The sequence below is a fragment of the Acinetobacter sp. WCHA29 genome (assembly GCF_002165335.1).
In the GTDB taxonomy this organism is placed as follows: domain Bacteria; phylum Pseudomonadota; class Gammaproteobacteria; order Pseudomonadales; family Moraxellaceae; genus Acinetobacter.
Genome location: NZ_NHRQ01000005.1, coordinates 70,853 through 94,223 on the forward strand (window position 1 = coordinate 70,853; position 23,371 = coordinate 94,223).

At 41.1% G+C, this 23,371-nt stretch carries 30 protein-coding genes and 1 pseudogene; 7 read left to right on the forward strand and 24 right to left on the reverse strand.

The window, feature by feature from the left end; all coding sequences use genetic code 11:
* Window position 1: 1 nt before the first annotated feature.
* From rpsE to CDG59_RS05590, 20 genes and pseudogenes are all read right to left on the reverse strand, one after another.
* Complete coding sequence (gene rpsE, locus CDG59_RS05495) at window positions 2-499, reverse strand: 30S ribosomal protein S5 (protein WP_004657688.1); 498 nt, start codon at window positions 497-499, stop codon at window positions 2-4.
* A 2-nt stretch (window positions 500-501) separates the two neighbouring features.
* Window positions 502-852 (reverse strand): 50S ribosomal protein L18, encoded by a 351-nt coding sequence (gene rplR, locus CDG59_RS05500; RefSeq protein ID WP_004660364.1) that lies wholly within the window; start codon window positions 850-852, stop codon window positions 502-504.
* A 14-nt stretch (window positions 853-866) separates the two neighbouring features.
* Window positions 867-1,400: a 50S ribosomal protein L6 gene (rplF, locus tag CDG59_RS05505; RefSeq protein WP_004660363.1), complete on the reverse strand. Its 534-nt coding sequence runs from the start codon at window positions 1,398-1,400 to the stop codon at window positions 867-869.
* Between the two features lie 13 nt (window positions 1,401-1,413).
* Entirely contained in the window at window positions 1,414-1,809 is a 396-nt protein-coding gene (gene rpsH, locus CDG59_RS05510; protein ID WP_004660361.1) for a 30S ribosomal protein S8, read from the reverse strand.
* Window positions 1,810-1,821: 12 nt separating this feature from the next.
* Entirely contained in the window at window positions 1,822-2,127 is a 306-nt protein-coding gene (gene rpsN / locus CDG59_RS05515; protein ID WP_004660360.1) for a 30S ribosomal protein S14, read from the reverse strand.
* A 9-nt stretch (window positions 2,128-2,136) separates the two neighbouring features.
* Window positions 2,137-2,673: a 50S ribosomal protein L5 gene (gene rplE, locus CDG59_RS05520; protein WP_004660357.1), complete on the reverse strand. Its 537-nt coding sequence runs from the start codon at window positions 2,671-2,673 to the stop codon at window positions 2,137-2,139.
* A 15-nt stretch (window positions 2,674-2,688) separates the two neighbouring features.
* Complete coding sequence (gene rplX / locus CDG59_RS05525; RefSeq protein WP_004641054.1) at window positions 2,689-3,006, reverse strand: 50S ribosomal protein L24; 318 nt, start codon at window positions 3,004-3,006, stop codon at window positions 2,689-2,691.
* 9 nt (window positions 3,007-3,015) lie between these two features.
* The gene (gene rplN, locus CDG59_RS05530) at window positions 3,016-3,384 is read right to left on the reverse strand and encodes a 50S ribosomal protein L14 (protein WP_004657680.1); all 369 of its coding nucleotides are present in this window, start codon (window positions 3,382-3,384) and stop codon (window positions 3,016-3,018) included.
* A 92-nt stretch (window positions 3,385-3,476) separates the two neighbouring features.
* Window positions 3,477-3,734 carry a 30S ribosomal protein S17 gene (gene rpsQ, locus CDG59_RS05535; protein WP_004641057.1) on the reverse strand — a complete coding sequence of 86 codons (258 nt, stop codon included), beginning with the start codon at window positions 3,732-3,734 and terminating at the stop codon, window positions 3,477-3,479.
* Window positions 3,731-3,928 (reverse strand): 50S ribosomal protein L29, encoded by a 198-nt coding sequence (gene rpmC / locus CDG59_RS05540; RefSeq protein WP_004660354.1) that lies wholly within the window; start codon window positions 3,926-3,928, stop codon window positions 3,731-3,733. The genes rpsQ and rpmC overlap by 4 nt, the downstream gene beginning before the upstream one ends.
* Window positions 3,928-4,341, reverse strand: a complete 414-nt coding sequence (gene rplP / locus CDG59_RS05545; RefSeq protein ID WP_004657678.1) for a 50S ribosomal protein L16 — start codon at window positions 4,339-4,341, stop codon at window positions 3,928-3,930. Before rplP ends, rpmC begins: the two co-directional genes overlap by 1 nt.
* A pseudogene (gene rpsC / locus CDG59_RS05550) lies at window positions 4,281-5,097 on the reverse strand (30S ribosomal protein S3). Before rpsC ends, rplP begins: the two are co-directional and overlap by 61 nt.
* Window position 5,098: 1 nt before the next feature.
* Window positions 5,099-5,428, reverse strand: coding sequence for a 50S ribosomal protein L22 (gene rplV, locus CDG59_RS05555; RefSeq protein WP_004657676.1), 330 nt, complete (start codon window positions 5,426-5,428; stop codon window positions 5,099-5,101).
* 11 nt (window positions 5,429-5,439) lie between these two features.
* Window positions 5,440-5,715, reverse strand: a complete 276-nt coding sequence (gene rpsS / locus CDG59_RS05560; RefSeq protein ID WP_004641066.1) for a 30S ribosomal protein S19 — start codon at window positions 5,713-5,715, stop codon at window positions 5,440-5,442.
* 13 nt (window positions 5,716-5,728) lie between these two features.
* The gene (gene rplB / locus CDG59_RS05565; protein ID WP_004660349.1) at window positions 5,729-6,553 is read right to left on the reverse strand and encodes a 50S ribosomal protein L2; all 825 of its coding nucleotides are present in this window, start codon (window positions 6,551-6,553) and stop codon (window positions 5,729-5,731) included.
* A gap of 11 nt (window positions 6,554-6,564) precedes the next feature.
* Window positions 6,565-6,885 carry a 50S ribosomal protein L23 gene (gene rplW, locus CDG59_RS05570; protein ID WP_038346096.1) on the reverse strand — a complete coding sequence of 107 codons (321 nt, stop codon included), beginning with the start codon at window positions 6,883-6,885 and terminating at the stop codon, window positions 6,565-6,567.
* The gene (gene rplD / locus CDG59_RS05575; RefSeq protein WP_004660347.1) at window positions 6,882-7,484 is read right to left on the reverse strand and encodes a 50S ribosomal protein L4; all 603 of its coding nucleotides are present in this window, start codon (window positions 7,482-7,484) and stop codon (window positions 6,882-6,884) included. Before rplD ends, rplW begins: the two co-directional genes overlap by 4 nt.
* 11 nt (window positions 7,485-7,495) lie before the next feature.
* On the reverse strand, window positions 7,496-8,134 hold the full coding sequence (gene rplC / locus CDG59_RS05580) for a 50S ribosomal protein L3 (protein ID WP_004777442.1): 639 nt from the start codon (window positions 8,132-8,134) through the stop codon (window positions 7,496-7,498).
* A gap of 57 nt (window positions 8,135-8,191) precedes the next feature.
* Entirely contained in the window at window positions 8,192-8,503 is a 312-nt protein-coding gene (rpsJ, locus tag CDG59_RS05585; RefSeq protein WP_000070912.1) for a 30S ribosomal protein S10, read from the reverse strand.
* Between the two features lie 226 nt (window positions 8,504-8,729).
* Entirely contained in the window at window positions 8,730-9,458 is a 729-nt protein-coding gene (locus tag CDG59_RS05590) for a type 1 glutamine amidotransferase (protein ID WP_087544087.1), read from the reverse strand.
* Window positions 9,459-9,625: 167 nt separating this feature from the next.
* Here CDG59_RS05590 and CDG59_RS05595 point away from each other — a divergent pair, with 167 nt between their 5' ends.
* The 6 genes from CDG59_RS05595 to CDG59_RS05620 all read left to right on the forward strand — a co-directional run bounded on the left by CDG59_RS05595 (window position 9,626) and on the right by CDG59_RS05620 (window position 16,196).
* Complete coding sequence (locus CDG59_RS05595; RefSeq protein WP_087544089.1) at window positions 9,626-10,819, forward strand: PLP-dependent transferase; 1,194 nt, start codon at window positions 9,626-9,628, stop codon at window positions 10,817-10,819.
* Window positions 10,820-10,838: 19 nt separating this feature from the next.
* The gene (locus tag CDG59_RS05600) at window positions 10,839-12,386 is read left to right on the forward strand and encodes a helicase HerA-like domain-containing protein (protein WP_087544090.1); all 1,548 of its coding nucleotides are present in this window, start codon (window positions 10,839-10,841) and stop codon (window positions 12,384-12,386) included.
* Between the two features lie 141 nt (window positions 12,387-12,527).
* Complete coding sequence (gene hmpA, locus CDG59_RS05605) at window positions 12,528-13,739, forward strand: NO-inducible flavohemoprotein (protein WP_087544092.1); 1,212 nt, start codon at window positions 12,528-12,530, stop codon at window positions 13,737-13,739.
* Window positions 13,740-13,818: 79 nt separating this feature from the next.
* Window positions 13,819-14,271 (forward strand): RrF2 family transcriptional regulator, encoded by a 453-nt coding sequence (locus tag CDG59_RS05610; protein WP_004660334.1) that lies wholly within the window; start codon window positions 13,819-13,821, stop codon window positions 14,269-14,271.
* A gap of 74 nt (window positions 14,272-14,345) precedes the next feature.
* Window positions 14,346-15,122 carry a ribosome biogenesis GTP-binding protein YihA/YsxC gene (yihA, locus tag CDG59_RS05615; RefSeq protein ID WP_087544094.1) on the forward strand — a complete coding sequence of 259 codons (777 nt, stop codon included), beginning with the start codon at window positions 14,346-14,348 and terminating at the stop codon, window positions 15,120-15,122.
* Window positions 15,123-15,251: 129 nt separating this feature from the next.
* Entirely contained in the window at window positions 15,252-16,196 is a 945-nt protein-coding gene (locus CDG59_RS05620) for a metal-dependent hydrolase (RefSeq protein WP_087544096.1), read from the forward strand.
* A gap of 56 nt (window positions 16,197-16,252) precedes the next feature.
* Here CDG59_RS05620 and CDG59_RS05625 read toward each other — a convergent pair whose 3' ends face one another.
* Window positions 16,253-17,494 (reverse strand): dicarboxylate/amino acid:cation symporter, encoded by a 1,242-nt coding sequence (locus CDG59_RS05625; RefSeq protein ID WP_087544097.1) that lies wholly within the window; start codon window positions 17,492-17,494, stop codon window positions 16,253-16,255.
* Between the two features lie 136 nt (window positions 17,495-17,630).
* Complete coding sequence (locus CDG59_RS05630) at window positions 17,631-18,503, reverse strand: acyl-CoA thioesterase (protein ID WP_004660328.1); 873 nt, start codon at window positions 18,501-18,503, stop codon at window positions 17,631-17,633.
* 329 nt (window positions 18,504-18,832) lie between these two features.
* Between CDG59_RS05630 and plsB the strand changes: the two genes are divergently transcribed.
* Window positions 18,833-21,388 carry a glycerol-3-phosphate 1-O-acyltransferase PlsB gene (gene plsB / locus CDG59_RS05635; protein WP_087544099.1) on the forward strand — a complete coding sequence of 852 codons (2,556 nt, stop codon included), beginning with the start codon at window positions 18,833-18,835 and terminating at the stop codon, window positions 21,386-21,388.
* A 51-nt stretch (window positions 21,389-21,439) separates the two neighbouring features.
* On the opposite strand, the gene CDG59_RS05640 is transcribed toward plsB, so the two are convergent.
* Together CDG59_RS05640 and CDG59_RS05645 are read right to left on the reverse strand one after the other, a co-directional pair.
* On the reverse strand, window positions 21,440-22,420 hold the full coding sequence (locus CDG59_RS05640) for a putative solute-binding protein (protein ID WP_087544101.1): 981 nt from the start codon (window positions 22,418-22,420) through the stop codon (window positions 21,440-21,442).
* Window positions 22,421-22,545: 125 nt separating this feature from the next.
* The gene (locus CDG59_RS05645; protein WP_087544103.1) at window positions 22,546-23,364 is read right to left on the reverse strand and encodes an NAD-dependent epimerase/dehydratase family protein; all 819 of its coding nucleotides are present in this window, start codon (window positions 23,362-23,364) and stop codon (window positions 22,546-22,548) included.
* Window positions 23,365-23,371 lie beyond the last annotated feature (7 nt).

Genomic DNA, 23,371 nt, shown 5'->3' on the forward strand with positions numbered 1-23,371 from the left:
ATTACCCTTGAATTTGTTCTACTGAAAGACCACGTTTCGCAGCGACTTTCTCAGGAGAAGTCATATCACGCAAACCTTTGAAAGTTGCGTTTACTACGTTAGCAGCATTTGTAGAACCATAACATTTAGCAAGTACGTTATGTACACCTGCAGCTTCGAGAACAGCACGCATCGCACCACCAGCAATTACGCCAGTACCTTCTGAAGCAGGTTGCATGTATACACGGCTTGCACCATGACGAGCATTCACAGGGTGTTGTAAAGTAGTCCCCGCAAGGTCTACAGTAATCATGTTACGACGTGCAGCTTCAAGTGCTTTAGAAATAGCAGCTGGAACTTCACGCGCTTTACCACGACCAAAACCTACACGACCATTACCATCACCCACAACAGTTAATGCTGTGAAAGAGAAGATACGACCACCCTTAACAACTTTGGCTACACGATCAACGGCAACCAGCTTTTCAACGAGACCTTCGTTTTGTTCAACTTTCGCCATGATTAGAACTCCAAGCCGCCTTCACGAGCAGCATCAGCCAAGGCTTTGATACGACCATGATATTTAAAACCAGAACGGTCAAATGCAACTTTAGTAACGCCAGCTGCTTTAGCACGTTCTGCGATTAAAGCACCAACCTTAGTTGCTGCATCGATATTACCAGTCGCACCACTACGCAAAGATGCATCTAAAGTTGAAGCTTGCGCTAAAACTTTGCCACCATCTGCTGAAATAACTTGAGCATAGATGTGACGCGGAGTGCGGTTTACACACAAACGAGTCGCACCCAATGCACGAATGTGCAAGCGTGTGCTTTTTGCACGACGCAAACGGGTTTGTTTCTTTTCGTTCATAAGAACCTCGCGCCTTATTTCTTCTTAGCTTCTTTACGAAGAATAACTTCATCCGAATAACGAACACCTTTACCTTTATATGGTTCAGGAGAACGGTATGCACGGATTTCCGCTGCTACTTGACCTAACAACTGCTTGTTTGCTGATTTCAAAATGATTTCAGTTGCAGTTGGAGTTTCCGCTGTTACACCTTCTGGTAAAGCGTAGTCAATTGGGTGTGAATAACCTAAAGCAAGGTTAACGACAGTGCCTTTAACTGCTGCTTTGTAACCAACACCAACTAGCTGTAACTTACGTTCGAAGCCTTCGCTAACACCTTTTACAAGGTTGTTCAATACAGCGCGAGCAGTACCAGCTTGCATCCAAGCATCTTTCGACTCTTTAACTGGAGCAAGTTGAAGTTTACCTTCTTCCTGTTTTAGCTCGACCAGCGCATGCAGGTTGAAAGACAATGTACCTTTAGTGCCTTTCACTTCGACCTGCCGGCCGTTCTGAGTAACTGTTACACCATTAGGTACAGTTACTGGGGCTTTAGCCACACGAGACATGAGGAATCACCTATTAAGAAACAAAAGCAATAACTTCACCACCAACGCCCGCAGCACGTGCAGCGCGATCAGTCATGATGCCTTTGCTTGTAGAAACAATTGCAATACCTAAACCTTGCTTAACGCTTGGAAGTGCATCTTTACCGCGATACTGACGTAGACCAGGACGGCTTACGCGCTTCACAGTTTCGATAACTGGTTTGCCTTCGAAATATTTTAACGTAATAGTCAAAGTAGCTTTTGCATCTTCTTGAGCAACTTCTACATTTGAAATATAACCTTCTTGTTGAAGAACGTTTGCAATAGCAACCTTCAACTTAGAAGAAGGCATAGAAACAACTTGTTTCTTTGCCATTTGAGCGTTACGAACACGCGTTAACATGTCGGCAACGGTATCTTGCATACTCATTATAGTCGCTCCTTACCAGCTTGCTTTAACAACGCCTGGTACATCACCCTGCATTACTGTATCGCGTAATTTGTTACGGCTTAAACCGAACTTACGGAAGTAACCATGAGGACGACCAGTTAAACCACAGCGGTTACGAAGACGTACTGGAGATGCATTACGTGGTAATGCTTGTAACTTCATCATCGCTTCGAAACGTTCTTCATCAGATGCATTTACGTTTGCAATCGTTGCTTTTAATTCAGCACGTTTTGCAGCGTATTTAGCAACTGTCTTTTCGCGTTTCAATTCGCGATTAATCATACCTTTCTTAGCCATATCGACCTCTTATTTGAACGGGAAGCCGAATGCACGCATAAGCGCACGGCCTTCGTCATCGCTACGAGCAGTGGTCGTAATAGTGATATCTAAACCACGGATACGATCAATTTTGTCAAAATCGATTTCAGGGAAAACGATCTGCTCTTTTAAACCCATAGAGTAGTTACCACGACCATCAAATGATTTCGAAGAGAAACCACGGAAGTCACGGATACGAGGGATAGCGATCGAGATCAAGCGATCCAAGAATTCGTACATTTGGTCGCCACGTAAAGTAACTTTACAACCAATTGGCCAACCATCACGGATTTTAAAACCAGCGATTGATTTACGTGCAAGTGTCACAACTGGTTTTTGACCAGCAATCAGTTGCATATCAGCAACAGCGCCATCTAATAATTTCTTATCAGTTGCAGCTGCGCCTACACCCATATTCAGAGTGATTTTCGTGATGCGAGGAATATCCATCACATTCTTAACGCCAAGTTCTTCTTGTAACTTCGCTTTAAGTTCGTCGTTATAACGTGCTTTAAGTCTGGCCATCGCCTATTCAACCTATTACTTCGCTACCGCCACTGATTCACCATTTGATTTGTAAACACGAGTTTTCGCGCCATCAATCACTTGGTAACCAATACGGTCAGCCTTTTGGGTTGTAGCATTAAAAATTGCCACGTTTGAAATATGAAGCGTTGCCTCTTGAGTAACGATACCGCCTTCAGCGCCAGTTACACGGTTTGGCTTTTGATGCTTCTTCACTAAGTTAAGACCTTCGACCTTAACTCGATCTTCAGAAACAGACAAAACAACACCTTGTTTGCCTTTTTCTTTACCTGCGATCACAATTACTTGATCGCCTTTTTTAATCTTAGCCATGATTGCCTCTTATAAAACTTCAGGAGCCAATGAAATGATTTTCATGAACTGTTCAGTACGAAGTTCACGAGTCACTGGTCCGAAGATACGAGTCGCAATCGGAGCTTTGTTGTTGTTCAAAATAACAGCTGCGTTATCGTCGAAACGAATAACAGAACCATCTGGACGACGGATGCCGAATTTTGTACGTACAACTACAGCATTCATCACGTCACCTTTTTTAACACGTGCGCGCGGAATTGCTTCTTTTACAGTAACTTTAATAATATCGCCAACTGAAGCATAACGACGGTGTGAACCACCAAGTACTTTAATACATTGTACGCGGCGTGCACCACTGTTGTCTGCTACGTCGAGCATACTTTCGGTTTGAATCATTGCCCTACTCCAAAACCGAGCATCACCGGTCGCAATTTCGAAAGGCTCAAAGAGTACTCGAAATTGTCCGATGATGCAACAAGAACGTCTAATTACTCAGCAGCTGCTTCAACGACTTCCACTAAAGTCCAAGCTTTAGTTTTAGAAATTGGGCGGCTTTCTTTGATGGTCACTAAGTCGCCAGTTTTAGCAACATTGTTCTCATCATGAGCGTGTAATTTAGTTGAACGGCGGATTGATTTGCCGTACAACGGGTGTTGAACGCGGCGTTCAATAAGCACAACAATAGACTTGTCCATTTTGTCACTTACAACTTTGCCGGTTAACGTGCGGACTGTTTTTTCACTCATTGTCCGTTCCCCTGTTTTTCGGTAAGGAGTGTCTTGATACGAGCAATTGTCTTACGAGCAATTTGCACTTCATGCGATTTGCCTAATTGACCAGTTGCTTTCGCCATACGAAGACGGAATTGGTTAAGCTGTTGCTCATCAAGCAAAGCTTTCAACTCTTCTACCGACTTTTCACGTAGATCTTTAATTTTCATTACATCACCGTCCGAGTCACGATAGTGGTTTTAAACGGGAGTTTAGCAGCGGCTAAAGCAAAAGCTTCACGCGCTAACTCATCGCTAACACCTTCAATTTCGTACAGGATCTTACCTGGCTGGATCTGACAAACCCAGTATTCCACACTACCTTTACCTTTACCCATACGAACTTCTAATGGTTTTTCGGTAATTGGCTTGTCTGGGAATACGCGGATGAAGATTTTACCACCACGTTTAATACGACGGCTAATGGTACGACGTGCAGCTTCAATCTGACGCGCAGTCATACGACCACGTTCAGTTGCTTTAATTGCAATCGAACCAAATGATACTGTACTACCACGATGCGCTAGACCAGTGTTACGGCCTTTGTGCACTTTACGGAATTTGGTACGTTTAGGTTGCAACATGGATTATTCTCCCTTGTCAGCAGCACGGTCACCGCGACGACCACGACGCTCTTGACCTTCACCACGACCACGACCGCGTTTAGCTGGACGCTCTTCAGCAGGAGCAGGGTTCATGACTTGTTTCATGCCACCTAAAATCTCGCCACGGAAAATCCAAACTTTAACACCGATCGTACCGTATGTTGTTTCTGCACGCATAGTAGCATAGTCGATGTCAGCACGAAGTGTATGCAAAGGTACACGACCTTCACGATACCACTCAGTACGAGCGATCTCTGCACCACCTAAACGGCCAGAAACTTCAACTTTGATACCTTTAGCGCCAGCACGCATTGTGTTTTGAACCGCACGCTTCATAGCACGACGGAACATAACACGCTTTTCTAATTGAGAAGCAATTGCTTCAGCAACTAAACGTGCATCCAAGTCAGGGCGATCAATTTCATTGATGCTAACTTGAGCTGGAACACCCATAATGTTGGTGAGTTCGCGCTGTAATTTCTCAATATCTTCGCCTTTCTTACCGATCACGATACCAGGACGAGCAGTGCTAATTGTTACTTTAGCAGCACCTGTAGGACGTTCGATAAGAATATTGCTTACCATCGCATTCTTAAGTTTTTTAAGCAAAAACTCACGAACTTGAAGATCTTTAAGCAAGTATTCAGCGTATTGTTTCGGACTCGCATACCAGTTAGCGTTATGACGTTTCACAACACCTAGGCGGATACCGATTGGATGAACCTTCTGACCCATATCAAACCCCTACCTTAACGGTGATGTGACAAGTACGCTTAGTAATACGATCTGCACGGCCTTTAGCACGTGGCATAATACGTTTAAGGCTCATGCCTTCATCAACGTAAATCGTAGTTACTTTAAGGTCATCAACATCTAAGCTGTTGTTATGTTCAGCATTCGCGATTGCAGATTCAAGTGCTTTTTTAACGAGCACAGCTGCTTTCTTGTTGCTGAAGTTCAAAATGTCTATCGCACGTGCAACCGACTTACCACGGATCAAATCAGCAACTAAACGTGCTTTTTGTGCCGAGATAGCGGCACCGCGTAATTTAGCAGTTACTTCCATCATAGCACCTATTAACGTTTAGACTTCTTATCAACACCGTGACCACGATAGGTACGAGTTGGTGCGAATTCACCCAATTTATGACCAACCATGTGTTCAGTAACAATTACTGGAACGTGGTTACGGCCATTGTGAACAGAAATTGTTAAACCAACAAAGTCTGGAAGGATCATTGAACGACGTGACCATGTTTTGATCGGCTTACGGTTGTTAGCAGCAATCGCAGCTTCAACCTTAGCGAACAAATGCGCGTCGACGAATGGACCTTTTTTTAATGAACGAGGCATTATTCAGATTCCCTTACTTGACGCGACGGTCGCGAATAATCATCTTAGTCGTACGCTTATTGGTACGTGTCTTGTACCCTTTAGCTTTTTGACCCCATGGACTTACAGGTTGAATACCTTTACTACGTCCTTCACCACCACCGTGCGGGTGATCTACCGGGTTCATCGCCATACCACGAACGGTAGGACGAATACCACGCCAGCGCGCAGCGCCAGCTTTACCCAATGAACGAAGGTTGCTTTCTTGGTTAGAAACTTCACCAATTACAGCACGACATTCAACGTGTACTTTACGCATTTCACCAGAACGTAAACGAACGATAGCGTAAGAACCATCACGACCCAACAACTGAACTGAAGTACCAGCAGAACGTGCTAATTGAGCACCTTTACCGATTTTAAGTTCAAGGTTGTGAAGCGTAGAACCGATTGGCATATTGCGAAGTGGCAAGCAGTTACCTGGACGAATTGGAGCATCGTTACCAGATTGTACTTTATCACCAGCACGTAAGCCTTTAGGTGCAATGATGTAACGACGTTCACCATCAGCATATTTCAATAAAGCAATATGAGCTGTACGGTTAGGATCGTATTCGATGCGCTCTACAGTCGCTGGAATACCATCTTTGTTACGTTTAAAGTCAACAATACGGTAGTTTTGCTTATGACCACCACCCACGTGACGTGTAGTGATGTGACCATTATTATTACGACCACCAGTACGTTTTTTAGCTTCTACCAACGGTGCATAAGGAGCGCCTTTGTGAAGATGGTCATGAACCACTTTCTCTACAAAGCGACGTCCTGGAGACGTTGGCTTACATTTTTGAATTGGCATAATTCTCGTCCTTATTCCGCTGCGTTTTCAGCGGTATCGCCCAAGTCAGCCATTTCTACATCTTGGCCAGCTTTCAGGGTGACGTATGCTTTTTTCACATCAGAACGACGTCCTAATGTTTTACCAAAGCGTTTTGTTTTACCTTTAGTGATCGTTGTATTAACTTTTACAACTTCAACACCAAAGAGCTGCTCAACTGCTTTTTTGATTTCAAGTTTGTTTGCATTTAATGCAACTTTGAACACTTGAACACCAGCAGTATCACCTAAAACTTGTGCTTTTTCTGAGAATACTGGTCCTAATAGGACTTGATAGATACGTTCGTTGTTCATCCGAGTTCTACCTCAATTTTCTTAGCAGCAGCTACAGACATTACAACTTTATCAAATGCAATCAAGCTAACAGGATCAATAGCAGTAGCATCAACCACATCAACGTGTGGAAGGTTGCGAGCTGCAAGATACAAGTTCTCATCTACAGCATCTGTAATGATCAATGCACGAGTTGCATTCAAGTCTGTAAGTTTTGCAAGCAAGTCTTTAGTTTTTGGAGCTGCAACAGCAAACTCTTCAACTAATACAAGACGATCTTGGCGAACAAGTTCAGCTAAGATACATTGCATTGCACCGCGATACATCTTACGGTTTACTTTTTGAGACCAATCTTGTGGGCGAGCAGCAAAAGTTTTACCACCACCAACCCAGATCGGGCTACGAATAGAACCCGCACGAGCGCGACCAGTACCTTTTTGACGGAATGGTTTTTTACCACCGCCAGAAACGTCTGCACGTGATTTCTGAGCTTTCGAACCTTGACGACCACCAGCTAAGTAAGCTGTAACAACTTGGTGTACAAGCGCTTCGTTAAACTCACGTCCGAAAGCAACTTCAGACAATTCAACAGCAGAGCCGGAAACAGTTTTTAAATTCACAGTATTTCCCCTCAGGCCTTGATGGTAGGACGTACAATAACGTCACCATTCGTTGCACCAGGAACAGCACCTTTAACAACTAAAACAGAACGTTCAGCGTCAATAGATACAATTTCAAGACCTTGAACTGTTACGCGCTCATCACCTAAGTGACCAGCCATTTTCTTGCCTTTGAACACGCGACCAGGAGTCTGGTTTTGACCTGTAGAACCTAATACACGGTGAGATACAGAGTTACCATGAGTAGCATCTTGCGTACGGAAATTCCAACGCTTAACACCACCTTGGAAGCCTTTACCTTTTGATTGACCAGTTACGTCAACAATTTGACCAACTGTGAACAAATCAACACCGATAGAAGCACCAACTTCACGGCCTTCAAGCTCAGCTTCAGTAACACGGAACTCTTTAACCAGACGACCAGCAGCAACACCCGCTTTCGCGAAGTGGCCTTTCTGAGCGTTAGTTACGCGCGATTCGCGACGTTCACCAGTAGTTACTTGAATTGCTTGATAACCATCAGTTTCAAGTGTTTTGATTTGCGTAATGCGGTTTGGATCGACTTCGATCACTGTTACTGGAACAGAAACACCTGCTTCAGTAAAGATGCGAGTCATACCACATTTGCGACCGACTAAACCAATAGCCATGTGCATAAACCTCTAAAAAAGCGGCCTAATTAACTTAGAGTTAATTAACCGAAAGCCTTAACCCAAAGCGATCTGAACATCAACACCAGCAGCAAGATCTAACTTCATCAATGCATCAACAGTTTTATCTGTAGGTTGAACGATGTCGATCAAACGTTTATAAGTGCGGATTTCGTACTGATCACGAGCGTCTTTATTGACGTGTGGTGAAGTAAGAACGTTGAAGCGTTCGATGCGAGTAGGCATCGGGATTGGACCACACACTTGTGCGCCAGTACGCTTAGCGGTTTCTACGATCTCTTGAGCAGATTGATCAATCAGGCGATGATCAAAAGACTTCAAACGGATACGAATTCTCTGGTTAGACATACCAGTAAACTCCAAGCCAAAAATATAAAGAATCACCCATGACGCACCTCACCTTATTGGCAAGTGTCAAGGGCAGTGAAAATCACTAAGGTCATGATCGATGCCACGACTGTAATGCGTTAACTACTTTCTTCGTAGTGAACGCCCTCCATTTGAGGGTCGCCCATTATAACGATTGTTTAAGTCTTATGCAATTCTTCTTTTATTTTTTTAGTTTTATAGTTGATTAAGCATTCACCACATACTCTATTGCTCGATTTAGTAATTGATTACCCTGTTCAAACTTACTTTTAATCGTTTTTTTTAATTCTGCGATTGGCTGAACATATTCACCATTAAATACCGCACTATCTTCTTCATTTTCAATCAATAATTGCAAAGCATGTGGTGTTATTTCAGGATGAAATTGAAACCCCAGTACATTGCGCCCAATTTGATACATTTGATTTTGACAAACATTATTCTGCGCTAAACGGACTCCTCCACGGGGTATTTCGAAGGTTTCGCTATGCCACTGCATAATGTTAATTTTTTCTGGTATTTGAAAATAATTTTCGGGTATGTGTGAAACACGACCTACATCCATCCAACCCAGTTCTTGGTGTTGATTTCGACTCACAGATGCACCAAGTGCATTAGCAATCAGTTGTGCCCCTAAACATAAACCAATCGCAGGTTTACCCGCAGAGAGATAACGTCTTAACCATCTTTTTTCCAATTTTAACCAAGGATAATTTGCTTCGTCATTCACACTCATGGTTCCCCCCATAATGATCAACAAATCAACTTCATCAATATTAGGTAGGGCCTCCAATTCAAGAGATAAATCAACGGGTAAAGCAAAGAACTCTGTGGCGGTAATTTTTGCTTGATGTGCCTTTAAATAGTCATAGCAACTGCCAAAACCTTCACCAGCAATGTGCTGAAAATAATGCACTCTTAAATGCGACTTCATGCGCGTAAACCTATTGTAGTTAGAATGATAATTAGTCTTAGCAAAAATAAAGCCAGTTTTGACTAAAAGCTTTGATTCGTAACGATTCTGTACAAAATATGCAAATGACTAGCAGGATTCGATATTTTCTCTTAACCTAAATCATTCTATTGATTTAATTTTGCGCCATGACTAAACAAAATAGCTTACAAACCACACTCATTCATGCACCACGCCAAGCTCCCCAATACATAGAAACGATTCAACCTCCCCTATTTCGTGCATCAACGATTATTTTTAAAACAACAGCGCACCTTTTTGACCGCCACTGGACTGACCCTTATGATTATAGTTATGGTACACACGGTACACCGACGACGTTTACATTAGGAGATAATATTGCTCGAATTGAAGGTGGAAATTATTGTTTACTTGCACCCAGTGGCTTATCTGCAATCAATTTAGTAAATAGTACTTTTTTAAGCTCAGGGGATGAAGTTTGGGTTGCAGACAATATTTATGGCCCAAATCTGGAACACTTAAAGAATCTGCAAGACCGCTACGGCATTCACGTCAAAATCTACAACCCAATTGATGCAAATAGCTTTCAACCAACTGAAAAAGCCAAATTAATTTGGCTGGAGGCGGCAGGTTCTGTCACTTTAGAATTTCCCGACCTCAAAAATCTGGTTAAAAAAGCTCAGCAAGCGAATGTTCTCACTGCATTGGATAATACATGGGGTGCTGGGCTGGCTTTTAATGCATTTGATTTTTCAGATGAGCATTTGTCTGTGGACATCACTATACATGCACTCACCAAATACCCAAGCGGTGGTGGCGATATTTTAATGGGTTCAGTAGTTACACGAGATCCGCAATTACATCATAAACTGTACCGTATACATGCAACCCAAGGGATCTGTGTTTCAGGCGATGATTCCGCACAAATTCAACGTAGCTTAGCTCATATGCCACTTCGTTATGAACAACAATCTAACAGTGCAATAGCAGTGCTTGATTGGCTAAAGCAACAATCTCAATTTTGCCAAGTTTTACATCCAAGTGATGCCAACTCAGCAGGCCATTTATTTTGGCAGCAAGTCTGTGAAACAGGAAAAAGTGCAGGTTTAGTCAGTGTCATTTTCAAACCTGAATATGATCTCGCAGCGATTCGAAAATTCTGCGATAGCTTAAACTTATTTAAGTTGGGATTCAGTTGGGGCGGCCCTGTCAGCCTTGTTATGCTTTATGATTTAAAACAGATGCGAGAACTAGAAAATACACATTTACAACAAGGTTTATTGGTTCGCTTCTGCATAGGACTAGAACATCCAAACGATTTAATCCAAGATATTCAAAACGCACTAAAACAACTCGAATGAAATAAAGCATAGGTGAAGAATGAATACACCCATTATTATTGCAAAAAAAACCAAAGATACAACGCAAGATATTGTTTTACATTCTCAATTTGCAAACCGCCACGGTTTAATTGCAGGTGCTACAGGCACAGGTAAAACAGTGACTCTCAAGGTACTAGCCGAAAGTTTCTCACGGCTGGGCGTACCTGTCTTTTTGGCAGATGCTAAAGGTGATGTCTCTAGTTTGGCTAAAGCAGGAAGTAGCAACCCCAAATTTGATGAGCGTTTAAAAAACTTACAACTTGAACCCATTCCATTTGCTGCTTCCCCTGTTATTTTTTGGGATTTATTTGGGCAACAAGGTCATCCTATTCGTACCACAATTTCAGAAATTGGTCCGTTACTTTTGGCACAAATGCTCAATTTGAATGACACACAAGAAGGCGTTCTTTCGGCCGTTTTCCGCGTTGCAGATGATCAAGGGCTTTTATTAATTGATTTCAAAGACCTTAAAGCCATGCTGACCTATGTCAGCGAAAATGCAGCCGAATTAAAAGCTGAATATGGCAACCTTTCTCCAGCTAGTCTTGGGGCGATTCAACGTAATTTATTGGCTTTAGGTGATCAAGGTGGAGAGCAATTTTTTGGTGAGCCTAGCCTGAATATTCTCGATTTTATTCAGACCGATACCAATGGTCATGGCTATATTAATATTTTAGCTGCTGACAAACTCATGAACACACCCAAGCTTTATGCCACATTCCTACTTTGGATGCTGTCTGAACTTTTTGAACAGTTACCCGAAGTTGGTGATATGGATAAACCTAAACTGGTATTTTTCTTCGATGAGGCGCACTTACTCTTTGACAATGCCAGCCAAAATTTACAAGAAAAAATTGAGCAAGTCGTTCGCCTGATTCGTTCTAAAGGGGTTGGGATTTACTTCATCACCCAAAATCCACTCGACTTACCTGAAAGCGTCTTAGGACAACTTGGTAACCGCGTACAGCATGCGTTAAGAGCATTCACCCCAAAAGACCAAAAAGCAGTAAAGACCGCAGCAGATACCTTTCGCGCTAACCCTGATTTTAAAGTTGATCAAGCGATCACTGAACTTGCTGTCGGTGAAGCATTGATTAGCTGCTTAGATGAACAAGGTACGCCACAAATTGTAGAACGTGGCTGGGTCATGCCACCTTACTCTTCATTTACGCCAATCACGCCAGAAGAACGCCAAATTATTATTTCGCAAAGTATTGTGGCGGGTGTTTATGATCAAGCTGTGGATCGTGATAGTGCTTATGAAATGCTGCAAAAGAAAGTGCTACAACAGTCTCAACAAAAACAGGCAGATGAATTAGAAAAGCAGCAAAGCAAAGAACAAGATGCTTTAGCCAAACAACAGGCGAAAGAACAAGAACGCTTTGCGAAAGAGCAACAAAAAGCCGCAGAGAAAGCACAACGAGATCGCGAAAAACTCACCCAAGATATTGTGGGAACTTTTGCAAAAAGTGCGGCTCGTAGCTTAGGCGGCTCTACAGGTCAAAAGATCGTTCGCGGTTTACTTGGCTCACTATTTGGCAAATAAAAATCTTTATTATGTTAAAAATCAGGGGATAATCATTTATCCCCTATTTTTTTATGGTTTAATCAAAACTGATCTTGCAAATAAATTTTATAAGGTATATTTTAAATGTATCTTATAAATGATAGCCAAGAGAGATCACCCATGACTCCGCAGCAAATTGACCTTGTAAAAGCAACTGTACCTGTACTCCGTGAAAATGGTGTGGCACTCACTGGTTACTTTTACAACCGTATGTTAGGTAATAACCCCGAGCTAAAAGAAACCTTCAATATGGGACATCAGCGTAGTGGTGCACAAGCACAAGCACTTGCGGGTGCTGTACTAGCTTATGCGGAAAATATTGAAGATCCTTCTGTACTTTTACCTGTGGTCGAATTGATTGCACACAAACATGTGAGCTTGAATATTCAATCACCTGATTACAGTATTGTGGGTGAGAACCTACTGCACTCTATCAGTGAAGTACTGAATATCTCGATGGAAGATCCATTGATTGGTGCATGGGCTGCCGCTTATGGTCAATTAGCTGACTTATTTATTAGCACTGAAAAAGCCATTTACGATCAACATCAACAAACCAAAGGCAGTTGGTTAGGTTGGCGTAATTTCAAAATTGCCAAAAAAGTCGTTGAAAGCGATGAAATTACTTCTTTCTATTTAGCTCCTGTAGATGGCGGTGAGTTACCAAAATATGAAGCAGGTCAATATGTTTCGGTTCGCGTGTTTGTACCTGAACTCAATTTAAGACAACCACGTCAATACACACTATCAACAAGTCCTCAAGCAGATTACTTACGTATTTCAGTCAAGCGTGAAGATGAAAAAGGTGATTTGGCAGGTGGCTGGGTATCAAGCACCTTACATGGCTTGGCTGAGGGTTCAGAAATTGAGGTGTCTGCACCTACAGGCAACTTCTACCTGATTGATAGCAAAAAACGTAATGTGTTTATCAGTGGTGGTGTTGGCTTAACTCCAATGATTGCTATGCTGAATCAATTAGTGACAGAAGATATGCCTCAGCCTGTCAGCTTTATTCATGCCTGCCGTAGCAGTCAGGTGCATGCCATGAAACAGCATATTCATGAGTTAAAGGCAAAATATCCACGCCTGAGCACATTTACTGCCTATGAGTTCCCACATGAAAGTGATGTGCTAGGTGAAGATTATGACGTTGCTGGCCGTCTGGATTTAGCAGCGATGGATGCCGCTTTACTGCCAATCAATGCAGACTATTATCTGTGTGGTCCAATGCCATTTATGGCGGAACAGCATAAGGCACTGGTTGCCCGTGGTATTCCTGCCGAAAACATTCATAGCGAAGCATTCGGTACGGGTGGCGTAAAACTCAGCTAATCGGTGCTGCGTTTTGCATAGGGCTAGTCTATGTTAGACTAGCCCTTTCTGTTTAAAGCAATAGATTGAGTGAAAACCCATGCAACTCAATAAGTTTACTGATTATGCACTCAGAATCTTAATGTATGTCGCTCGTCCGAGTGATGTACCGTATACGATTGCAGATATTGCACGGGACTTGCATGTATCCCAAAATCATTTAGTGAAAATCGTTCACTTCATGGGAAAACAGCATTGGATTGTAACGATTCGCGGCAAAGGCGGTGGACTTCGTTTAAATCCAGAAGCCAAAAGTTTAAAACTAGGTGAAATTGTTCGTATCTTACAAGGCAATCATCAAATCGTAGAATGTAATACACCACCTTGTGTTTTACGCTCTCATTGCGGACTGAAAAGTATTTTGGATCAAGCTTTAGAATGTTTTTATCAAAGCCTAGATCAATATACACTTGGAGAAGTGGTGCAATATGGCATTCTTCCCTCTTCTACAAATTCAAATATTGATTTTTTACAACTCGTTCAAAAAGCCTAAACATCAAGATTCGCACGAATCTCTCACATCCTTTATAATAGTCGTTGCTATTTCAATTCAAAAAGTAAGCTTCTATGCGTCGTAGTGAAAAATCGAAAGACACCAAAGCCAAACTCGCACCTAAACAAAAAATCAGTTATGAAAAAAAGACTGATCCTGCTGTAACCGCGTATGCAGTGCAGTCTTTGGCTTGGTTACGCCAAGCTGAATTTTTGATGAGTGCACCTAAACTGGATTTGTGCGTAGAAGATACAGGTTATGAAATCGCATTTGCAGGTCGTTCCAATGCAGGAAAATCGAGTGCAATTAATGCTTTAACCAATCAAAAGCAACTCGCACGCGCTTCAAAAAGACCTGGGCGCACGCAAATGATTAACTTTTTTAGCTTAGGTAATCCAGATCAACGTTTGGTCGATTTACCAGGTTATGGTTATGCGGCTGTACCTGAAGCCATGAAAATCGTATGGCAGAAAGAACTTGAGAACTATCTAATCCATCGTAAAAGCTTACAAGGCTTAGTACTGTTAATGGACATCCGCCATCCATTACAACATTTTGACTTAATGATGCTGGAATGGGCACATTCACGCCATTTGTTTGTGCATATCCTGCTTACTAAAGCAGATAAATTAAACCGTGGCCCTGCCAATAAAGTACTATTAGAAATTAAGCAGCAGTTGAAGAAAATGAAACTTGATTTCTCGATTCAATTATTCTCTTCACTCAATCGAATTGGTTTAGAAGAATTGGCAAGCGTCATGGGTGGTCGTTTAAATTTCACACTTGATCAACCAGCAGAATTTGACCTTGATCAGATCCCAGAAGCTTCAGAAGTAGACGTCGAAGAATAAATAATGCATTTTATGCAACTTGATGCACTAAATAATTTCTAATTGTCCCGAATTGCTAAACACAAACACTAGGTAGTTTTCATATACTGCTTAGTGTTGGTTCATTGCACTATCGATTAGGACTGAACGATGAAATTAATATCATTTATGAAGAACAAAGTGCTTGGTTCTTCGATTGACTATAAAATTCTCCCACGCAAAGTGAAGTTTGACTGGAAAAAAACACCAGTGGATTGGATTCCAAACCAGCCTTATGCCAGTTATTTTATTAATGAAATTAACAATATTTTGCCTGCTGGTGAGTTTTGGTTCTGCCGCTTATACAACAAAGTTCTTCCAGAAATTACTGATGAAAAATTAAAACAAGACGTTCAAGCATTTATTCGCCAAGAAGCGATGCATGCCGTTGCACATACGTCTGCGAACAAAGAATATCTTAGCCAACGTAATATTGATATTCAGCGTAATCTCGATATTATGGATTTCTTATTTAACAAAGCTTTAGCGGATCAGCCTTTTGGTAAAGAAGTTCCTAAAATACTTGACCATCAATGGGATTTGTTCCGTCTAGGCATCATTGCAACAGTTGAACACATGACTTGTGTATTGGGTAAATACGCACTGTATAACAAACGTTGGCAAGAGCTCGGTGCCGATCCAGAAATGATTGATCTGATTAAATGGCATGGTTCTGAAGAAATCGAACATCGTACCGTTGCCTTTGATCTATATCGTCATTTAGGTGGTGGTTATATTGCACGTTATTACATGAGTGTCGCTGTAATCGTGGGTGTGCTTGGTTTATGGGTTGATGGCGCGGCACATATCATGGGTCAAGATCCTCGTTTTACCGACAAAAAACCAAGTTTATTTAGACCATGGGTTTGGATGGAGTGGTACAAAATTGGTCGTCAAGATAATCAGGTTTTACCAAATCCAATTTGGTTAGTCGCTCAACAAATCGACTATCTCATGCCTTGGTATGATCCTGTGAAAGAAGGTAATACTCAAGATGCGGTGAATTATTTAAATAATTCATCGGCAGCAAAACGCGCTTTACAACAAGCTGCATAAGCATTTCAATAAAAAAGCAGGAGTCTTCTCCTGCTTTTTTTATTTCTTAAATCGCATCAACTTGATTCAACTTCTGCTTGCTTAGCATAACGATCAACAACAACACTGATCATCATATCACCCTGTACATTCACTACTGTTCGTACAGTATCTAATACTCGATCAATCGGTAATAAAATCGCAATCGCTTCCGCAGGCAAACCAACTGATTGTAAAACCATAATCATGGTCACCATACCTGCGCTGGGAATACCTGGTGCTCCCAATGAAGCAATCATGGCAGTTAAACATACGATAATTTGCTGTGTTAAGCTCAAGTCCAAGCCCATCAAATTTGCAATAAACAAAGCAGCGGCTGCCTCATAAAGTGCAGTACCATCCATATTTAATTGTGTTCCTAAAGGAATCACAAATCCTGCCGTCTGTGGTCGCACACCTAAATTTTCTTGTGCACATTTCATACTGAGTGGCATCGTCGCAGAACTTGAACTGGTCGCAAATGCAGTGACCAAAGCTGTGCGTGCACCTTTAAAGAAAGTGATTGGATTCATTTTTCCAAAAATCCAAAGTAATGCCGGCAAAACAACAGCACCGTGAAAAATCGTTGTTCCTGTGACAACCATTGCGAATTCCACCAAACGACTTAACACGGAAAGATCTTCGGTCGCGATCAATTTAGCAAGCAATGCAAAAATACCGATTGGGGCTAGCTTCATCACCCAACCCACAAGCATCATCATCATGACAAAGAATTGTTGGCAGGTATTGCGAACTAAACTAAAGCTTTCACCCCCTTTGACTAATGCGACTCCAAGGAATAACGCAAAGACCACAACTGCAAGTACATTACCCTCACTAAATGCTTTAAAAGGATTGATCAAGGTATTTTGGATAAAACTGGTCAGAAAACTTGAAGGCGTCAGCGTATCTAGCGTCTGATGGTTTTGCATGGCTTCTTGGAAGATTTGAATATCTACGCCTTTGCCTACTTCAAATAGATGTGCACAACTAATCCCTAAAATCAAAGCTAAGGTTGTCGTCGTGAGGCAGCTTAATGCTGTAATTTTCCAAACTCGTCCAAATTGTCCACCAGCCTGTAAATTTGAAACACCTACAACGATCGAACTAAAAATAAGCGGGATGAGCAACATTTTTAGTAAACCAATAAAAATACTGCTTAAAATCCCCAGTCCATACAAACTATGTTCAGCAAAACTAGTCTGCGGATAGAAAGTTAAGAAGAACCCATATATAACACCCAGTACGGCTGCGATTAGAATTTGTGTATTTAAATTCATTCTGATTAATAAAATATTTTAGCTTGTGGGTACTATGGCACGCTCACATTGAAGAATCGAGCAATTTTTTGTCACAACCTTATGACAAAAAAAGCCATCTAAACGATGGCTTTTTTTTGATTTTTTCCAATCTAATTTACTGGGTTTCAATTTCTCTCAATCGAATTAGACCCTCTTGCACAGTGCTACATACCAGCTGACCATTCTGCCACATGCGTCCAAAATTCAGACCACGTGAACTGGCACTAATCGTTGCTTCCATATCGTAAAGCATCCAATCATCAGCACGTAACGGGCGATGGAAGTAAATGGTATGATCAATACTTGCACATTGTAAATTTGGCGAAATCCAAGATAACCCGTGTGGACGCAGTGCTGTAGTCATCAAAGTAAAGTCTGAATAAAACGCAACGATGGCTTGATGTAATGAAACGTCATCAACATTTTCTGCAATACGATCATGGGTACGAATGTAGTGCGCATAATATGGTGCTTCAGGCTGCGGCTGAAAAGGATTAACTGGTCGAGTTGGTCTAATTTCCACATGACGTTCGCGCATAAAACTCGTACGTGCATTTTCTGGAACGAAATTGAGCATACTTTCTTTTAATTCTTTCTCAGACTTCAGCTCTTCAGGACTCGGATACTCTGGTTCTTTATGTTGATAATTTAAGCCTTCTTCTGGATTGGCAAAAGATACCATCGCCGAGAAAATTGTACGTCCATGTTGGATCGCACGCACTTGTCGACTTGCAAAACTTTTACCATCTCGCAATGGATCAACTTCATAAATGATCGGTGCATCGACATCACCACCATATAAAAAATAAGCATGCAACGAATGTGCTGGACGGTTTGTGGTATATGACGCCGCTCTTAATGCTTGTCCAAGAACTTGCCCACCGAATACTCGTTTCCCAACCAAATTGCGACTGTTGCCTCGGAAAATATGTTCTTCCAACTTTTCCAAAGTCAAAAGTTCAACCAGTTCTTGAGTTAACGCATTCATGTAATAGCCTTCCAACATCAATGAGGAGAGATCAACTAATCCATTCAGGATTGATCATTTCGATTGTGCCACAAATTCCAATAAATATGCTCAGGATAAAATGATTCATCCGTCACATTAATCTTTATTTATAACCGCTAAAAATACGATTTTTAACGATAAAATCTACCAAATACGCTATATTTTGTCAGAAAATAACATATCGTTTCATGGCAGAATATCGCAGAATGTCGTGTTGACGTTTGTGTTCATCGAGCTATGCCGTACGCTGTGGTTTTACGGCACTTTAACAACGCCTCATGCTCAAGGTTATCATTTAGGAGTTTGTAATGTCCAAGACTGGATTTGGTCAAATGTATCGCCAACTTTCGAGTAAGTTACTTGACCTTGTGGTCACTCCACATGTTCTTGGTGAAGTTCCTACAGAATCAACAACAACTGAGCAAAGCACACCAGATTCAAATAAAGTGATTTGCTATGTACTACAAAATTATTCACGTAGTAATGCTTTGGTAGTTGATGGTGAAACGCGTCGCCTTCATTTAAAACCAGCTTTAGATGCCATGAGTTTTGGAACTTATCACGAAAAAAACTCGGTTCTATTTTTACATCAAAATGAAAATAACTTTTTTAATACTCAAACATATCCCCCACGCCTTCTACAGTTGATCGAAGCATTAGAACAAAATCAAGAAGTAGATGTTCAATTAGTTCCCGTTACAGTACTTTGGGGACGCTCACCTGATAAAGAAGATTCATGGTTTAAATTATTATTTTCTGATACTTGGGCAACACCAGGTACTGTTAAGCAACTCATGAATATTGGCTTACATGGGCGTGATTCATATTTAGAATTCCATGAACCTCAATCTCTACGTGAATTGGTAGATTATGCCAAGAGACATCATCCAAACATCTCTCCTGCCACGTATATCGCAAGTTCACTAGATGGCTACCTAGACCAGCAACGCGAAGTGGTACTTGGGCCCGACTTGTCAGACCGCCGTAACGTGATGCAGTCTGTCATTAAGGCACCCGATGTACAGGATGCCATTCGCCGTGAAAGCATTCAGCATAAAATCAGCATGCTTGAGGCAGAACGCCGCGCAATTGGCTATGTCAATGAAATCGTTTCTGATTATTCAGCGTCAGCAGTACGCTTCGCAGATATGGCTTTAACACGATTATGGACACAACTGTATGACGGCGTTGAAGTTCATAATTTCAGTACGGTTCGCGAACTTGCGAAAGACTATGAAATTATTTACACACCATGCCATCGTAGCCATATCGACTATTTATTATTGTCCTATGTGATTTATAAACGTGGCTTGATGATTCCATATATTGCTGCAGGTGATAACTTGAACTTGCCTTTTGTAGGTCAGTTATTGCGTGGAGGTGGTGCATTTTTCATACGCCGCTCATTCCGCGGAAATGCACTATACACATCTGTATTCAAAGAATATTTATACAGCATTCTATCACGCAATACGCCTATCGAGTACTTCATTGAAGGTGGTCGTTCACGTACTGGTCGCTTGCTACCACCGAAGACAGGCATGCTTGCAATGACCGTACATGGTCATTTACGTGGTCGTGCTAAGCCAATCGTATTCTTACCGACGTATATTGGGTATGAGCGCTTGATGGAAGGCTCAACTTATGTAGGTGAAATGCAAGGTAAGCCAAAAGAAGCAGAATCAATTTTCGGTATCGTCAAAACTTTACGTAAAATTGAAAGAATTTTTGGCAAGGTACACGTTAACTTTGGTGAACCTGTTTTCCTCGATGATATTTTAAAGCAGCATAATGCGGATAAAATTCAAATCGAAAAAAATGATGCGCCAATTCCAGCTGAAGTATCGAATGTTGTTTCAAGCTCAGCTAATGTTATTTTAGAAAATATTAATCGCGCAGTGGTCATCAACCCTGTTTCATTATTATCTTTGATCTTATTAGCAACACCAAAACATACATTAGATGAAGAGATCTGTGCGAAACAACTTGATATTTATCGTGATTTAGCGACTCAACAACCGTATGACGAACGCACACAAGTCACTTCTTTATCAGGTAAAGAAATCATTGCTTATGGTTTAAAGCTCAAACTGATCAAACGTGTGCAGCATGTTCTAGGTGATATTATTGCCATAGAAGACAATCAAGCCGTTTTATTAACCTATTTCCGTAATAATATCTTACATGCTTTTGTCTTACCATCACTGGTTGCATCATTGGTTGAACATAACGGTAAGATTAATAAAACAGATTTAAGCAATGTGATTCGTACATTGTATCCATTCTTAAAAGCTGAATTATTCATGAAGTGGAAAGCTTCTGAATTGCAACAGCACATTGATAACTATATCAACGCACTTGTTAAAATTGGTCTAATTTTCCAAGATCATGATGGCAACTTATTTAGCCCAACACCAAACAGTGAAGAGCATCAGAAACTTTTGACTTTAGGTATGCCAGTTAAACAAAGCTTAGAGCGTTATTACATGACGCTTGCACTGATTACCCAGCGTGGTTCTGGCAATATCTCCACCAAACAGGTTGAGGAGCTGAGTCACTTATTGGGTCAACGTCTGTCTGTGCTGTATGAATTTAACTCACCAGAGTTCTTTGACAAGGCACTGTTCCAAAGCTTTATTAAGGTGCTAACTCAGCAGAATTATATTCGCAACAATGAACAGGGCTTCATTGAATATGATGACAACTTTAGTGAGATGGCGGCAGGTGCTCAATTGGTGCTGGATGAGGCGACCTTGCAGATGTTGCAACACATCACAACATTTACAGATAAAGAACTTGCAACCGCTTTAGAAGCAATGGCTTCTCAACAGGCAAAACGTCGTTTAAAACGCAAGAAAGCTTAATGTTTCGGTATTCACTTCTGATGGGTTAGTCAAAAATTTGTCTAACCCAATTTATTTGCGGCACTCTAAATATTTCGGATCATCTAGACACCTGAGTCGTTTGATTAGCTCGACAAAATAGGCATCGTAGTAACCTGAATCCACATAACGATTACGAATCTTAGCAACCAGCGCCTCATAGCCCTGCTTTTCATAACCCGAAATATCAGCCCAATAATACGCTGGTAAATGATTTTCCCATTGCATTGCTTGTGCAGCTAAAACATTACTATTTTTTACAAACCAAGTTCGGATTTGGTGTCCAAAACCATTGGGATACGCTTGAGGTCGAATCACAATATTAATTGCGAAATACGCGACTGGAAAATTGACAACTTGGGTCGATTCACCAAACTCTTTTTTCAAGTTATAAGGTAATACGCCATACGCAGGCGCAGCCAAAATATCGATCTTCTTTTTCTTGAAAGAATCAACTGCCGTAGCAAAATCCACATAAACAGGTTTTGCCGATACACTTTGTACCAATGCCAATTGAGGCGGATTATTTTCCAAAATACCAATGGTCTTATTCTTTAATTGTGAAACTTTCCTGATCTGCTGAGTATTCATGGTCATATATGCCGTGCCAATTGGAATCATGCCTAGCACTTCATAATTTTGATCTAGCATACGTTTTTCGACATTTGGATTGGTCAATAACTGCAACAACATACGTGCAACACGATTGTTTGAAATCAAACCAATTCCACTGGTACTTCCCATAAAATGGTTGTAACGATAGGTATGAAAATTAGATGCCACTAAACCTGAACATTTATTTTGATCAAATGCCTGAATCGCATTTTTTTCATCCTTAAAAGTATCAAACTTTAACTGAGTTTTATGTTGAAGTGCATAGAGACGAATATCTTGTAAACGACGACTAATATCGCCCTGCGTGCCCAATGGATCAAACACACACCATGTTTGTGCGCCCGCCCAACTTGTTGTTGCTACCAACCCCAGCATCATCGTAAAAATTATTTTTCTCATATCCACCCCTTAATGCCTCATCACAAACCATGTGCACAACTCAGGCAGTTCCTTTACGGAGTCTGTTGGTATTTTATCATCAAAATCTATACCAACTATTCAAATTGTCTTGCAGTTTAATCTAATTATTTTTCATTATCATGTACCGACAACAGCGTCTGATAGTCATTAAAGCAAATCTGATGTTCAAATTTAAATCCCGTTTGTGGCAATCGAGTTGCATAAATTCGCTTCCCAGTTACTTGCTCAGACAAAAGTTGCAACTGAGGCAAGTTTAAATATTGTTGAAACCAACTTAATATTTCATGCATGGGTAAAGGATTGTTATTACTGATGATATAACTTGATTCAACAACATCTATAACAGCTAATAATGCTAAAAACTTGGCTAAATCATCGATATGAATTCGATTACTAAAATGTATCGTTGGATAAGTCAGTGTTTGTTCAGCAAGCTTTTTTAAACGAGCAATTGAGGTCCCATAAATTCCTGCTGGTCGGACAATAATGCTCTGATGAGGATAATGTGATTGCCACAACAACTCCATCTTCCGAAGCAGATGTCCCTGCTCATCGATGGGTTGAATGAATGATTCATCATCGATGCGCTCCCCTGCATTTTCACCATAGACTCGTGTCGAAGAAACGATGATGATACGTCGAACAGGATGATTTTTGAGAGCATTAGCAATCGGTTCAACGCTATCAACATAGGTTTGTTGATATGCTTCTATGCCGCTCTGCGAAGGTGCAAGAATGACATAAACCAAATCAATTGGATCAAGCTGAGCCAAATCTAAATAATGTATATCTTGAATATAGTGTCTTGCATAACAATCCATTTTTGGACTACGGCTAATTGTGCTAATGTGGTGACCTTGCTCAAATAAGTGTTTAGCAACGCGCTGAGATGTTTTACCATAACCAATAAATAAAATATGCATATACACC

Bases quoted from the DNA above. Each gene is read 5' to 3' on its own strand.
- rpsE (WP_004657688.1), bottom strand. From the start codon at position 499: ATGGCGAAAGTTGAACAAAACGAAGGTCTCGTTGAAAAGCTGGTTGCC.
- rplR (WP_004660364.1), bottom strand. From the start codon at position 852: ATGAACGAAAAGAAACAAACCCGTTTGCGTCGTGCAAAAAGCACACGC.
- rplF (WP_004660363.1), bottom strand. From the start codon at position 1,400: ATGTCTCGTGTGGCTAAAGCCCCAGTAACTGTACCTAATGGTGTAACA.
- rpsH (WP_004660361.1), bottom strand. From the start codon at position 1,809: ATGAGTATGCAAGATACCGTTGCCGACATGTTAACGCGTGTTCGTAAC.
- rpsN (WP_004660360.1), bottom strand. From the start codon at position 2,127: ATGGCTAAGAAAGGTATGATTAATCGCGAATTGAAACGCGAAAAGACA.
- rplE (WP_004660357.1), bottom strand. From the start codon at position 2,673: ATGGCCAGACTTAAAGCACGTTATAACGACGAACTTAAAGCGAAGTTA.
- rplX (WP_004641054.1), bottom strand. From the start codon at position 3,006: ATGGCTAAGATTAAAAAAGGCGATCAAGTAATTGTGATCGCAGGTAAA.
- rplN (WP_004657680.1), bottom strand. From the start codon at position 3,384: ATGATTCAAACCGAAAGTATGCTCGACGTAGCAGACAACAGTGGTGCA.
- rpsQ (WP_004641057.1), bottom strand. From the start codon at position 3,734: ATGAGTGAAAAAACAGTCCGCACGTTAACCGGCAAAGTTGTAAGTGAC.
- rpmC (WP_004660354.1), bottom strand. From the start codon at position 3,928: ATGAAAATTAAAGATCTACGTGAAAAGTCGGTAGAAGAGTTGAAAGCT.
- rplP (WP_004657678.1), bottom strand. From the start codon at position 4,341: ATGTTGCAACCTAAACGTACCAAATTCCGTAAAGTGCACAAAGGCCGT.
- rplV (WP_004657676.1), bottom strand. From the start codon at position 5,428: ATGGAAGTAACTGCTAAATTACGCGGTGCCGCTATCTCGGCACAAAAA.
- rpsS (WP_004641066.1), bottom strand. From the start codon at position 5,715: ATGCCTCGTTCATTAAAAAAAGGTCCATTCGTCGACGCGCATTTGTTC.
- rplB (WP_004660349.1), bottom strand. From the start codon at position 6,553: ATGCCAATTCAAAAATGTAAGCCAACGTCTCCAGGACGTCGCTTTGTA.
- rplW (WP_038346096.1), bottom strand. From the start codon at position 6,885: ATGAACAACGAACGTATCTATCAAGTCCTATTAGGACCAGTATTCTCA.
- rplC (WP_004777442.1), bottom strand. From the start codon at position 8,134: ATGGCTATTGGTTTAGTCGGTCGCAAATGTGGTATGACTCGCATCTTT.
- rpsJ (WP_000070912.1), bottom strand. From the start codon at position 8,503: ATGTCTAACCAGAGAATTCGTATCCGTTTGAAGTCTTTTGATCATCGC.
- CDG59_RS05590 (WP_087544087.1), bottom strand. From the start codon at position 9,458: ATGAAGTCGCATTTAAGAGTGCATTATTTTCAGCACATTGCTGGTGAA.
- CDG59_RS05595 (WP_087544089.1), top strand. From the start codon at position 9,626: ATGACTAAACAAAATAGCTTACAAACCACACTCATTCATGCACCACGC.
- CDG59_RS05600 (WP_087544090.1), top strand. From the start codon at position 10,839: ATGAATACACCCATTATTATTGCAAAAAAAACCAAAGATACAACGCAA.
- hmpA (WP_087544092.1), top strand. From the start codon at position 12,528: ATGACTCCGCAGCAAATTGACCTTGTAAAAGCAACTGTACCTGTACTC.
- CDG59_RS05610 (WP_004660334.1), top strand. From the start codon at position 13,819: ATGCAACTCAATAAGTTTACTGATTATGCACTCAGAATCTTAATGTAT.
- yihA (WP_087544094.1), top strand. From the start codon at position 14,346: ATGCGTCGTAGTGAAAAATCGAAAGACACCAAAGCCAAACTCGCACCT.
- CDG59_RS05620 (WP_087544096.1), top strand. From the start codon at position 15,252: ATGAAATTAATATCATTTATGAAGAACAAAGTGCTTGGTTCTTCGATT.
- CDG59_RS05625 (WP_087544097.1), bottom strand. From the start codon at position 17,494: ATGAATTTAAATACACAAATTCTAATCGCAGCCGTACTGGGTGTTATA.
- CDG59_RS05630 (WP_004660328.1), bottom strand. From the start codon at position 18,503: ATGAATGCGTTAACTCAAGAACTGGTTGAACTTTTGACTTTGGAAAAG.
- plsB (WP_087544099.1), top strand. From the start codon at position 18,833: ATGTCCAAGACTGGATTTGGTCAAATGTATCGCCAACTTTCGAGTAAG.
- CDG59_RS05640 (WP_087544101.1), bottom strand. From the start codon at position 22,420: ATGAGAAAAATAATTTTTACGATGATGCTGGGGTTGGTAGCAACAACA.
- CDG59_RS05645 (WP_087544103.1), bottom strand. From the start codon at position 23,364: ATGCATATTTTATTTATTGGTTATGGTAAAACATCTCAGCGCGTTGCT.